The 12663-nt window shown below is 58.7% G+C and carries 12 protein-coding genes; 4 read left to right on the top strand and 8 right to left on the bottom strand.

The annotated features are described in order from the left end of the window. Window positions 1-64: 64 nt before the first annotated feature. Genes ACID345_RS14685 through ACID345_RS14670 form a run of 4 tightly spaced genes read left to right on the top strand, consistent with a single transcriptional unit; the run spans window position 65 to window position 3979 of the window. Window positions 65-913 carry a sugar phosphate isomerase/epimerase family protein gene (locus ACID345_RS14685; RefSeq protein WP_011523650.1) on the top strand — a complete coding sequence of 283 codons (849 nt, stop codon included), beginning with the start codon at window positions 65-67 and terminating at the stop codon, window positions 911-913. Next, on the top strand, window positions 910-1947 hold the full coding sequence (locus tag ACID345_RS14680; protein ID WP_011523649.1) for a Gfo/Idh/MocA family protein: 1038 nt from the start codon (window positions 910-912) through the stop codon (window positions 1945-1947). The genes ACID345_RS14685 and ACID345_RS14680 overlap by 4 nt, the downstream gene beginning before the upstream one ends. A 9-nt stretch (window positions 1948-1956) precedes the next feature. Beyond that, window positions 1957-2778 carry an SDR family oxidoreductase gene (locus ACID345_RS14675; protein ID WP_011523648.1) on the top strand — a complete coding sequence of 274 codons (822 nt, stop codon included), beginning with the start codon at window positions 1957-1959 and terminating at the stop codon, window positions 2776-2778. 13 nt (window positions 2779-2791) lie between these two features. Continuing rightward, window positions 2792-3979: an FkbM family methyltransferase gene (locus ACID345_RS14670; protein WP_041855743.1), complete on the top strand. Its 1188-nt coding sequence runs from the start codon at window positions 2792-2794 to the stop codon at window positions 3977-3979. On the opposite strand, the gene ACID345_RS25635 is transcribed toward ACID345_RS14670, so the two are convergent. From ACID345_RS25635 to rfbF, 8 genes are all read right to left on the bottom strand, one after another. Then, window positions 3980-4918, bottom strand: coding sequence for an FkbM family methyltransferase (locus tag ACID345_RS25635; protein ID WP_011523646.1), 939 nt, complete (start codon window positions 4916-4918; stop codon window positions 3980-3982). 41 nt (window positions 4919-4959) lie between these two features. Continuing rightward, on the bottom strand, window positions 4960-6741 hold the full coding sequence (locus tag ACID345_RS14660) for a thiamine pyrophosphate-binding protein (protein WP_011523645.1): 1782 nt from the start codon (window positions 6739-6741) through the stop codon (window positions 4960-4962). Between the two features lie 28 nt (window positions 6742-6769). Continuing rightward, window positions 6770-7249, bottom strand: a complete 480-nt coding sequence (locus ACID345_RS14655) for a KdsC family phosphatase (RefSeq protein WP_011523644.1) — start codon at window positions 7247-7249, stop codon at window positions 6770-6772. Beyond that, entirely contained in the window at window positions 7246-8148 is a 903-nt protein-coding gene (locus ACID345_RS14650) for an N-acetylneuraminate synthase family protein (RefSeq protein WP_011523643.1), read from the bottom strand. The genes ACID345_RS14655 and ACID345_RS14650 overlap by 4 nt, the downstream gene beginning before the upstream one ends. Window positions 8149-8264: 116 nt before the next feature. After that, window positions 8265-9302 (bottom strand): NAD-dependent epimerase/dehydratase family protein, encoded by a 1038-nt coding sequence (locus ACID345_RS14645; protein WP_011523642.1) that lies wholly within the window; start codon window positions 9300-9302, stop codon window positions 8265-8267. A 2-nt stretch (window positions 9303-9304) separates the two neighbouring features. Beyond that, on the bottom strand, window positions 9305-10654 hold the full coding sequence (rfbH, locus tag ACID345_RS14640; protein ID WP_011523641.1) for a lipopolysaccharide biosynthesis protein RfbH: 1350 nt from the start codon (window positions 10652-10654) through the stop codon (window positions 9305-9307). Beyond that, the gene (locus ACID345_RS14635) at window positions 10654-11628 is read right to left on the bottom strand and encodes a GDP-mannose 4,6-dehydratase (RefSeq protein ID WP_011523640.1); all 975 of its coding nucleotides are present in this window, start codon (window positions 11626-11628) and stop codon (window positions 10654-10656) included. The genes rfbH and ACID345_RS14635 overlap by 1 nt, the downstream gene beginning before the upstream one ends. Further along, entirely contained in the window at window positions 11625-12401 is a 777-nt protein-coding gene (gene rfbF / locus ACID345_RS14630) for a glucose-1-phosphate cytidylyltransferase (RefSeq protein WP_011523639.1), read from the bottom strand. The genes ACID345_RS14635 and rfbF overlap by 4 nt, the downstream gene beginning before the upstream one ends. Window positions 12402-12663 lie beyond the last annotated feature (262 nt).

Genomic DNA, 12663 nt, shown 5'->3' with positions numbered 1-12663 from the left:
ATGATAATAGCAACGCGCAAAAGTCTTTACCCCAAGCGCTTTTCGAAGGACGCGAGGTCCATTCTTGTCGAAGCTGGGCATCATGCAGGGACGACTAGTGCCACCGGAACCGGGCCGGTTCCAGAGTTTTCCGCGCGCGCGCTGGGCAGATGAATTCGCCAACGCCGCGGCCGTCCCGATCGACTACATCGAATGGATCGTCGACCACTATGGCGACGACGTCAACCCGCTGCGCGCCGAAAAGGGCATCGAACATCTCCAGCGCTTGATGGACTCAACCGGCGTCGCAATCCGTGCCATCTGCGCCGACTACTTCATGGACTTCCCATTCGTCCGTTGCACGGCACAGGAGCGCGCCGAACGATTGGCGCAATTGCAACAGATTCTGAAGAATGGTCGTAAAGTCGGCGTTCTTCGCGTGGTAATCCCGTTCGTAGATATCTCCGCCATCAAAACCGATGACGACTTTCGAGACGTAGTGAACGCCATGCGCTCAGCTCTTCCGTATGCAGAAGAGACCGGACTCGAGTTGCACCTCGAGACCTCGCTGGGCCCGGCCGACTTCAAGCGCCTGTTGGATGAGCTACCGCACCCGCTTCTGAAAGCGAATTACGACTCAGGCAACAGCTCCTCGCTTGGCTACAATCCCGCCGACGAATTCGGTGCTTACGGCGACCGCGTCGGAAGTGTCCACATCAAGGACCGCGTAAAAGGTGGATCCACCGTTCCCCTGGGTACCGGGGACGCGGACTTTCCCACGCTCTTCCGCGAACTGGAACGGGTTCGATACGCCGGCGACTTCACCCTGCAAGTTGCGCGTGGCGAGCCGGACAATGAAGTCGAATGGACGAAGAGCAATGTCGCCTTCGTTCGGAAGTATCTGAATACGATTGGTTCCGGGGAGGCCGCGTGAAGGTCCTGATGGTCGGCCTCGGCGGGGTAGGGCAGCGCCACCTGCGCAATCTGCGCACGATCCTCGGAGACAAGGCGGAGGTTTTGGCCTACCGCGTCCGGCGCGATACTGCCGTGGTGACGCCAACGTTGCAGTTGGACAATGATCGCAACGTCGAGCAAGAGTACGGCGTGCGTGTGTTTGGCGATCTCACGCAGGCATTAGCGGAGAAGCCGAACATCGCGGTCATCGCCAATCCCAGCAGCTTGCATATCCCGATTGCCCTGGAGTGCGCGCGTGTAGGCTGTGACTTGTTCATCGAGAAGCCGCTCTCACACACCATGGATGGCGTCGACGGACTGCTAGCCGAGGTGCAACAGCGCGGGTTGGTCGTGATGGTCGGCTACCAACTCCGGTTCCACCCGTGCTTCTTACGCGTGCAAGAAGTCGTTCAGCAGAAACTGCTGGGGAATCTCCTCGCGGTGCGAGCCACGGTCGGAGAGTATCTGCCCGGATGGCACAAGTACGAGGACTACCGCCAGGGATACGCTGCGCGCGCCGATCTCGGCGGTGGCGTAGTGCTTTCGCAGATTCACGAGTTCGATTATTTGTCCGCACTGTTTGGAAAAGCCAAGCGCATCTACGCGGTTGGTGGGCACTTCAGCAACTTGGAAGTGGACGTCGAAGATGTTGCGAGCACTCTGATGGAATGCAGTGTTGACGGTCGTCCGCTCGCGGTCCAGCTTCACCAGGATTACCTGCAGCGTCCGCCGAGCCGAAATTGCGAAGTGATCGGCGATCAAGGGAAAGCAGTGCTCGATTTCCCGACGCTCTCAGTATCGCGTTACGACACGAAAGGCGAACTCGTGGAGCGCGCGCAATGGGAAGGCTTTGATCGGAACCAGCTTTTTATTTCCGAGATGCGACACTTCCTCGATTGCGTAAAATCGCGCAAGCAACCTGTAACGGATTTGCACGATGGAGTGTGGAGCTTAAAGCTCGCACTCGCTGTGAAGCAGTCGATCCAGACGCAAAAGATTGTCGAACTTTCGTGAGGCACAACGGTGAACGATCCATTTAATCTCAGCGGGCGAGTGGCCGTGATTACGGGTGGCGCCGGTCTGCTTGGCTTTCAACACGCGTCGGCAATTGCAAGCGCGGGAGGCACTCCGGTGCTGGTGGACATTGATGCGGCGCGGGCGGAAGCGAAGGCCGCGGAGATCGGCCAGCAGTTTGGCGTTCCGGCCGCTGGGTTCGCTTGCGACATCACCCAGCCCGAGAAGGTATCGCAGTTGTTGGACACAGTGTTGGCGCGTTTCGGCCGCGTCGACATCTTGATCAACAACGCTGCTAACAATCCGCGCGTGGAGGCCAGCGCCGAGGTCAACTTCTCGCGTCTCGAGAATTTTCCGCTTGCCCAGTGGGAGGCAGATATCGCTGTCGGCGTCACCGGGGCATTTCTGTGCTGCAAGACATTCGGTACCCACATGGCGAAGTCGGGGGGTGGCGTGATCCTGAACGTGGCGTCCGACCTTGCGATCATCGGTCCCGACCAGCGCATCTATCGCCAACCGGGCACCGCCGAACACATGCAACCGGTGAAGCCGATTACGTACTCGGTGGTGAAGTCGGCGTTGATTGGACTGACGCGCTATCTCGCGACTTATTGGGCGGACAAACACGTGCGCGTAAATGCGATTTCGCCAGGCGGCGTTGCCAATAATCAGCCGGAAGACTTCGTCGAGCGACTGACGAATCTCATTCCGATGGGGCGCATGGCCAACGTGGATGAATATCGCGGGGCGATTCTGTTCCTTTGCTCCGATGCCTCTTCATACATGACGGGCGCGAATCTGGTCGTTGATGGCGGCCGAACCTGCTGGTAGCCCTGAGGCTCTTTTGACCGAAGAAATGCGCGATCCTGGGGAAGAATTAGAGCGTCTGCTCGCCGAAGGCGTAGCTGGTGCAAAGCTGCGGGAAGCCACGTCGTTCGACGAATTGGCGGGCAAGGACCGCACCGATCTCCTGCTCTTTGGCGCCGGTGGACATGGCCGCTATACCGCCTCTGGGCTGCGAAATGCCGGTATCGAGCCGATCTGCTTCATCGACAACAACGCCGCACTTTGGGGGCAGCGGGTCGAGGGCGTTCCGGTCCTGAGCCCTGCCGAAGGCATTCGGCGATACGGTTCGACCGCAGTGTTTGTCGTCACCGTGTGGCGAGGCGAGGGTACTGAGAAGACGGCGGCGCGCATCGCGCATCTGCAATCGCAAGGCTGCAAGACCGTTGTGCCATTCCTTCCACTCTTCTGGAAGTACGCGGAACACCTGCTTCCGCGCTACGCGCTGGATTTGCCTCATCGTGCGCACGAGCAGGCCGGCGCCATTCGCAAGGCGTTCGGGTTGATGGCGGATGATCTATCGCGACGCGAGTTTGTCGCGCAACTACGCTGGCGGCTCTTCGGCGATTCCGAATCTCTGCCAGACCCGGTAGTGCCGATCTATTTCCGCGAAGAGCTCTTCTCCATCACCGATCACGAGGACTTCGTCGATTGCGGAGCATACGATGGCGACACGCTCGCCCAGTTTCTTGCCGAGTCGCGCAATCGCATCTCAAGCGCCTGGCTGTTTGAACCGGACCCGGCGAATTGCGACAAACTGATGGCTCGCGTGGCGACCTTACCGGACGAAGTGCGGCCAAGGATTCGCTGCTATAACGCTGCGACCGGAGAGACGAACGTGCGCGTGCGGATGATGACTGGTGCGGGAGTGGCTTCCAGCGTGGGCGCGGGCGATCTCGAGGTGGAGTGCGTGACCTTGGATTCCGTCTTGGGCGATGCGCCCGTGAGCTACCTTAAGCTCGACGTCGAGGGATTCGAGTTGCCGACGCTGCGCGGCGCGGCGCAGTCCATCCGCCGGAACAAACCGATTCTTGCAATGTCCGCTTATCATCGGCAGGACGACATCTGGGTGCTGCCGCTCTACATCCACGAGTTGGATCCGGAGTACAAACTCTACTTGCGACCGCATCTTTTGGAAGGTTGGGACCTGGTGCTGTACGCGGTTCCGCCGTCGCGCAGCCTGCCGTAATTATTCTTTGGGAGCGGCCCAGGTGAACATCTGCCCGAACTTGTCGCTCGACCAAACGCGATATCCGATCTCGGCGAAAATACGTTCCAGCGGTTTGTAGGTGAACTCGCCATCCACGCGGTGATAGCTCTCAATCGCGAAATGAATTGGATGTTCCTTCAGAAACCCACGCGCGCTCTCGATCGTCGCTACTTCTGCGCCTTCAATGTCCATTTTCACGTAGCGCGGGACCGAACCTAGCTCGGCGCACGCGTCGGCGAAGGTGATGGTAGGAACCGTCTCAAACTTCGCTTCCTCGGAATAGACGAGGTAGTCGGTAATGCCGGCGCACATCGTGCCGTCCATGCAGAAGCGCGCTGTTCCCGTGGTTCCGGACAACGCTTTCTTCACCGGAATGATGTTCTGCGCGCTGTGCAATTCGATGTTCTTCAGAAGATAGCTGTAGTTATTGGCGTCAGGCTCGAAGCCATAGACCTTGCCGGTCGGGCCAACCATTTTCGCCAGGTAATACGAGGTCGCGCCCGCGTGTGCACCGGCGTCCCAAACAACATCACCGGGTTGCGGCGTGTAGCCTTCGGTATACGCGCCCATCACGTCTTCTTCGGGGAGAGAAGGGAAGTAGAACTCGGCGCCGTCTTTGCGGTAACGATGCTTGGCTGGCTTAGAGAAGTCGAGAACTAGGGAGCCGTTTTCCGATCGCCCTTCCACGCAATCGAAAAAGAGATCGAAGCATTCCAGCAGGATCGGTACCTGGACGAAAGTAGACTTGCTCACGATCAGCGTGCGGGCCTGCTTACTAATCTCGATCGTCCCATCGGCAAATGCGACCTGGTATCCGTGTTTGCGTGCATGGGTACGGAGCGCGGTTTGAACCAGCTTGCTATCGGGTCCGCGCTTCACCAGGCGGGTTTTCAACCACTGCATCGATGTGCCGAGCATCCTGTGCTACTCCTGCCGTCCACTGCGCGATGATTTCATGCTTACCACGATAGCTCCGCTAACGGCGTGGTGTAGGGCTTCCCGTCCTCGCCGATCTTGGTCTTTACCGAAGGCCCACGATTTTCGAAGCGCGCAACGCAGAGGTCAACCAGTATGGGCGGATCATTCGGGTCGAGCTTCGGAAGCAACTCGTCGAGTGCAGCGAGGGAATCTACGCGCAAATAGCGGAGTTGGAAGGCTTCGGCGATCTTCGCGAGGTCAGGAATGAACAGCCCCGTTTCGCCATCAACGCCACTCACCGCGCCAAAATAGCGGCTCTGCGAAGCGCGAATGGATTCATAGCCGCCGTTGTTCAACACGAAGAGAACGTGGCCCTTCGGAGCGTAGTGAGACAACGTCGCGAGTTCTTGGACGTTGAGCATCAGGCCGCCATCGGCTTCGAGTCCGATCACGCGTCGCGGCGAGCCGAACGAAGCGCCGATGGAGTGTGCCAATCCCAAACCCATAGATCCAAGCGACGCCCCGTTGAAGAACCGCGTGCCTTGACCCGGCGCGAAGAACCGCGAGAAAGTTTCTTCCGCGTAGCCGGAACTGGCGGGTACGAACACTTTGCCGTCAGACCATCGCGAGAGAAGCTCAGCGACGCCGAACACCGTCATTTCCGTGGACTGCAGGCGCTCGCGTTCTTCAGGAAGATATTGGTCTCTGCGAGCGATGCACCATTGCAGCCAGCCTTCTCCGGCTGCGCTGTTCGTCGTCGCGTGTTGTTCGACGGCGATTGGGAGTGCATGCAGATCCGCTTCGATGCACTTGGTATTCGGGAAACCTGCGAACTTCGCCAACTCGGCGGGATCTATGTCGATGAACAGGCGCCGGGCCTGGTCCCCAAAAGCGTGGCGTTGGAAAGCGGTAGTGCCGAGATCAAGCCGCGCTCCGAGAAAGAGAATTACGTCGGCGCGCGCCAGCACTTCGTTGGAATAGATCGGCGCAAGTCCGCCCGGGCAGCCAAACCAGTGTTTATCTTGACTGGCCAGGATATCGAACGAGAGCCAGGAGAAAACCGCGGGCAGATCGTAGCGGGAAATCAGCGTGCGGGCGGCTTCTTCTACTCCCGCGATGCGGCAGCCATTTCCAACATAGAGCAGCGGACGCTTGGCCTTGAGAAGTTCGCCGAGTGCATCAGAGATTCGCGCCAGACTCTGTTGTGCGTCGCGCGAAGCGATAATTCGTTTTTCTATCTCGGCTTGATCAGCGACGATTGTCTCGACACTGTATTCGATCGGTGCACCTTGCACATCCAGCGGAATCTCGATGAAGACCGGGCCGGGGCGTCCTGCGAATGCTTCCGCCAGCGTTTCTACGAGTTGCTTTCGATAGTTCAGCGGATCCACGCGAGCGAACTTCTTCACACATGGGGTGATCAATGCCTGCGAGGGCACTTCCTGAATTCCGTGCGCGCGGGTGCCGAAGCGATCAATGTCGTCGGTTTTGATCTGTCCGGCCAGAACGATCACCGGCGCAGAGTCGCCGTAGGCAGAAAGCAGGGAGGTCACAGAGTTCGAGACGCCAGGGCCAGCTGTGATCAGGGCAAAGCCAGCGCGACGAAAGTCCGCGGCCTTGGTGTAGCCCTCAGCCGCAGCGACGCAAGCTTGCTCGTGCTGGCAGTACACCGGCTTCAGGCGTTTATGGGTGGCAACGGCGCGGTTCATGAACATGGCCATGCCGCCAGTGAGGCTGAAGACCGTGTCGGAGCCGAGTGCGGCCACCAGATCTACGGCATAGCTTGCAATGTTGCGGGTTTCGCTTACGTATGGCTGGGACAAAGGACGTTCCTAAGAGTGCATGGGCGAATTATCCGCCCGCAGATTGTGCTGCCAAAATTCGATCAATAATTTCGCGTACCGCACCGTTCCCACCGCGTGCATTTGCGACGAGCCGGCATTTCGCCAGCACTGCCGGTCGTGCATCGGCCGGTGCGCAAGGCAAGCCGGCGATTTCGAGTGCGCCGAGATCGTTGATGTCATCGCCGATAAAACACACGTTCGTCGGCGCCAGGCCATTGCTCTGAATGAATTGTTCCAGCGCGGTGCGCTTGTCTTTACACGGTTTGAAGACCGCAGTCCCGGCGAACTTCGCGGCCATGCGATCCACCAGGGGACTGTCTTCACCAGAAATCAGCGCCAGCTTCATGCCTGCTTTATGAGCAAGCGAGAGCCCCATGATGTCGGCGAAGCAGAATCGTTTCCACTCCTCGCCGTTCGGCCCCCACCAGACGCCCCCATCGGTCAGAACACCATCCACGTCCATGGCGATGGCCTTGATCTCGATCACTGCCCGCCTCCAACGCGGCGCAGTTTCTGGATGACCGGCTGTTCGCGCTCCAAAACGCGCTTCACGCCATCTCCCATGGACTTCTCAACGATGCGCAGATATCGCACCAGTTGTGTAATTCCATTCGGCTCCAGCGACGCCGCCTGGTCCGAGCCCCACATGGCGCGATCGAGCGTGATGTGCCGCTCCAGAACGCAAGCGCCCATCGCAGCCGCGGCGATGCTCGCCGGAAGCCCGGTCTCATGGCCGGAGTATCCAACCGGAACGCCGTAGCGATCCATCAGCGTGTGGATCGCCTTCAAGTTCAGTTCTTCGTAATAAGCCGGATAGGTGCTGCAAGCCTGCAAAAGGATGAGGTTATCTTTTCCCAGCACATCCACCGCATGATCGATCTGCTCAACCGTACTCATGCCCGTCGAGAGCATAACGGGCTTGCCCGTCGCCCGCGTGTGGCGCAGAAGATTGTCATCAGTAAGCGAAGCGGAAGCGATCTTGAAGCAGGGCACATCGAACTGCGCGATGAAATCGACAGAAGCCTCATCCCATGCCGACGCGAACCATGGCATCCGCACTTCGCGACAATAGCGATCGATCTCCTTGAATTCTTCCAGCCCGAATTCCAGCCCGCGCTTCAGGTCGCCATTCGTCGCGCCGAACGGATTTTCCCGAGGCTTCGCCAGTTCCGCCGCGGTGTAAACCACATCGATGGTGCGCTTCTGGAACTTGACGGCATCGCAACCCGCGCCGACGGCTACGCTAATCAGTCGCTTTGCGATATCCATGTCGCCGTTGTGATTAATCCCGATCTCGGCGATCACGTAGCAGGGCTGGTCCTTGCCCACCATCTTCGATCCGATACGCACTGCGGGATGCTGCTGCTGGCCGTTGTTCGCCGCCATGGCTGGGGGTCCTCTCTTTCGGAGCGTGTGCCTAAAGATTGTAACGGGAAGCATCGAAAAAGCGGGCGTTAGAACTCATCTTCGTACCACGTTCGGGGAATCCGAAGTAACTGCTGCTACGTCCCTTCCGGTTGGGTTAGAACGAACCACCTACGCGTTTTGCGCACCGCTTCTTCAAGACCCACCCACTGTTCCAACGCCAGTTCGCCGCGAGCCCTCTCCGTCGAGGGCACGTATCGTGGACCAGACGCAGAACTCGGAGATCCATCGATCCTCACGTCCACAGCCGGATCCACATGCGATCCGATAAACCGTGCCAGTTCACCAATGCTGATCGCATCCTCCGAACCCACGTTGTAGGCTCGCCCCGACGGCCCTCGAAACAATATCGTCCACAGCCATATCGCAAGGTCGGAAGCATAGAGATACGAGCGCACGGCCCTGCCGTCGCCCTTCACGATGATCGGCCCCCCGCGCATCTGGTCGCGAAGGAAGTTGCCGATCGCGAAGTGCACGTTGAGATTCATGTATGGCCCGACAAACGCGAAGCACCGTGCAATCTTCGTCTCGAAATCCGCCGCCTGCGCCGCCTGACACTTCGCTTCGGCAACCCGCTTGGCTTCACCGTAAGGCGTACTCGGATGCAGCGGAGCGGGCCACCCGCCGGAGTCCTCGCACATGTGGCTCATCTCCGGCGGCTGCATTCCATAGACTGCGCCGGAACTGGTGAAGAGAAACTTCCCGCAATTCGCATGGTCAGCAAAGGCGAGAACATGCTCGGTGCCTTCGACGATCGTACTTGTGATCTCCGTAGCGCTAGGCACGATGGCCGAATCCGTCGCCGCATGGATCACATGCGAGAATCCGCCGTCGGGATAAGCGAAGCTGCGTACATCGCCGCCAGGCAGCGTGACCGCCCGATTCTCCGCGAGATGCGCCGCTTTCGCGCGGAAGGACGCCGGATCGCGCGTGAGCACAGTGGCGGCGGCTCCGAGATGCAGCCGTTCATTTGCCCAGAGAAAGCTTTCCAGCAGCCAGCAGCCAAAGAAGCCGGTGCCGCCGGTAAGGAAAATCCGGTTCCCTCGGAGCTCTTCCCACAAGCCCTCGGTGTGTTCGAGGATGTGATCCAGATCGTCGGCGAGCGGGTTCGCCATCACTATCGCACCGGAAGCGTAGCGGAAGTTTTCTTGGCGGCGATCGCAGCCGGCGCAGCGTGAAGAGTTTCGATCATGTACTCGAGCATCGCCGGAGTCAGCCCAGGGAAAACACCGATCCAGAACAGCCGATTCATCACGATGTCGCTGTTGGCAAGCGAGCCGACTTTGCGATAGGGAACATCTTTATAAGCCGGCTGCCGCGTAAGATTTCCTCCGAATAATAATCGCGTCCCGATCTTCTTCTCATCAAGATAGTTGATCAGTTCTTTGCGTTCGAAGGGCGCATCTTCGCGGAGCAGGATCGGAAATCCAAACCACGCGGGATCGGAATGAGCCGTCGCTTCGGGCAGCGCGAAGACTTCCTGCATATCGGCCAATCCGCTGTGCAACGCAGCAAAGTTTTTCTTTCGCGCTTCGATGAACCCAGGCAGCTTCTTCAACTGCGCGACACCCACTGCAGCTTGCAGATCGGTCGCCTTCAGGTTGTAGCCAATGTGCGAATACGTGTATTTGTGGTCGTAGCCGTGGGGCAGTTCGCCCAATTGCCAGTCGAAGCGTTTGCCGCAGGTGTTGGCGTCACCCGGTGCGCACCAGCAATCGCGGCCCCAGTCGCGGAAGGACTCAATCAGCGTCTTGAGCAGCGGCTTCTCAGCCAGCACCGCTCCGCCTTCGCCCATTGTGATGTGGTGCGCCGGATAAAAGCTCGTCGTTGCGAGATCGCCAAAGCTCCCCACGCGCTGTCTGCGATAGGTAGATCCCACGGCATCACAGCAGTCTTCAATCAACCATAAGTCGTACTTCTTGACGAACGCCGTCACCGCATCGAGATCGAAAGGATTGCCCAGCGTGTGCGCGATCATCACCGCGCGCGTTTTGTCGGATCGTGCCGCTTCGAGTTGCGAAGGGTCGATATTGTAGGTGCCGAGTTGAATGTCAACGAACACTGGCACCAGCCCGGCCTGGATGATCGGATTAACGGTCGTCGGGAATCCGGCGGCGACGGTAATGACCTCATCGCAAGCCTTGAGACGACGATCTCCCAGCCGCTCGGAAGTTAGCGCCGACACTGCGACAAGATTTGCAGAGGAACCCGAGTTCACCAATGTCGCCGTGCGCACACTCATGAACTTGGCAAACTCGCGTTCGAACTGTTCGGCGAAGCGCCCGGTGGTGAGCCAGAAGTCGAGCGCGGAATCCACGAGCGATTCCATCTCCTCCGCATCGAACACGCGGCCAGCAACCTGCACCGGAGTTTCGCCGGGAACAAACGGCTTCGCGGCGAAAGCCTCGCCGTAATAGTCGGCGGTCAACGCGCGTATTTTCTGGCGGAGTTCGTCGGCGCGGGACACTACTGCAATACCTCTTTGTACCAGGCGATCGTGCGCTCCAGGCCTTCGTCAAGCGTGTACTGCGCCCGCCAGTTGAGCTGCTTGCGCGCGCGTTCGGCGCTCAGGAATTGGTGCCGGATCTCGTTATTCGCCTGGTTCTGGATCTCCGGTTTCAGGTTCGAGTTCATCTTCTGAAGGATCGTGTTCACCAGGTCGAGTACGTTGATTTGCGCTTCGTTCGAAAAATTAAACGCCGAGCCAATCAACTTTTTATCGACCGTGAGTCGCTCGGCAAGCAGCATGTAAGCCGCCGCGCCATCCTCTATATAGAAGTAGTCGCGCACAAACTTTCCATCGCTGCGAATAATCGGACGCTCTCCACGAAATACGGAACGAATCGTGCCCGGGACCACGCGGTTCCAGTTGAGGTCCCCACCACCATAAAAATTCCCGCAACGCGTTATCGCCACCGGCACACGAAACGTATGCGCGTACGACTGCGCAATAAGGTCGGCGCACGACTTGCTTACGTCGTAGGGATGGCGGCCTTGCAGTGGCATATCTTCGGTGTACGGAAGTACCGTCTGATCGCCATAGGCTTTGTCGGACGACGCCAGCACAATCGCGCTGACGTTCGGCGAACGACGACACGCTTCCAGCAAATTCCACGTCCCGCGAATATTGCTCTCAAACGTCGAGACCGGATTGCGGTTCGCGATCCCAACAATCGTCTGTGCCGCGAGATGGAAAACGGTCTCGACCTCGTATTCGCCAAGCACCCGCTCCAGCAACTGTGGCTTGCTCAAATCTCCCTGCACCACGTTCACGCGCTGGCGCATCAGGCAGCGTTCAAACTCCGACTGCGGCACGGAATCGCGCACCAGCGCCGTGACTGAAGCACCTTGCTCGAGCAGGTGTCGCGTGAGCCATCCGCCGAGAAGGCCGGTGGCGCCCGTAACCAAGACCGAGCGATCGCGCCAGAAAGTGTTTGTCATTGCCAAACCTTCCACGGCGCCTGCCCTTTGGCCCACAGGTCGTTCAGGAACTCGTATTCGCGATAGGTGTCCATGGCGTAGAAGAAGCCGTCGTGCTTGTACGCCATCAACTGGCCGTCGGCAGCCAGACGTTCCATCGGTTCGCGCTCGAAGGTGCAATCGTCGCCGGAGATGTAGTCGAAGACCTTGCGGTTCAGGACGAAGAACCCGGCATTGGCCCGCCCATCGGTACGCGGCTTCTCGATGAACTTCATCACTTTGCCTTCGCTGCTCATGTCCACAATGCCAAAGCGCGAATTCGGGGTGACCGCGGTCACCGTCGCGAGCTTGCCGTGCGATTTATGGAACTCCAGCAGCTTGGGAATGTTCACGTCCGCGACACCGTCGCCATAAGTCATCATGAAGGTGTCGTCGGTGATGTACTTCTGGATCCGCTTCACCCGGCCACCGGTCATCGTGTTCAGCCCGGTGTCGGCCAGCGTCACCTGGAAATCCTGCTCGGCGTGGCCGTTCATGAACTCAAGTTTGGAGTGGCGCCCGAGGTTGATCGTGAAGTCGTTGTTCATCGCCTCGTAGTTCAGGAAGTACTCTTTGATCGCCGATCCCTTGTAACCCAGGCAGAGTACAAACTCTCGGAAGCCCGAAGCGGCATAGCCCTTCATAATGTGCCACAGGATCGGACGGCCGCCGATCTCCACCATCGGCTTGGGGCGAAACTCGGTTTCCTCGCGCAACCGCGTGCCAAGTCCGCCGCAAAGCACAACCACTTTCATTCGCTCTCCCCGGAGGCGAGCCCCGAACCGCAAATCCACTCGCGCTGAAACTCTACTTGATAACACCAGCGTAAATGAAGCGCAATAGACACAGCAACTTAGGTGGCGGACGAAGGTGTTATCCGTGAGACCCATCCGAATTCGACGCTTTGGTATTGGTTGGGCGAAAGTTTTGAACCGACATACAACGCGCGGCCATCCCATAGCGAGCCAATACGTTTTTCTGCTGGGTCTTTCGAGCAAAAACCGCATCTTATTAAGA

Source organism: Candidatus Koribacter versatilis Ellin345 (assembly GCF_000014005.1).
GTDB lineage: Bacteria > Acidobacteriota > Terriglobia > Terriglobales > Acidobacteriaceae > Korobacter > Korobacter versatilis_A.
The sequence above is the reverse complement of the archived record's forward strand: the minus strand, read 5'-3'. Positions and strand labels throughout refer to the sequence as shown.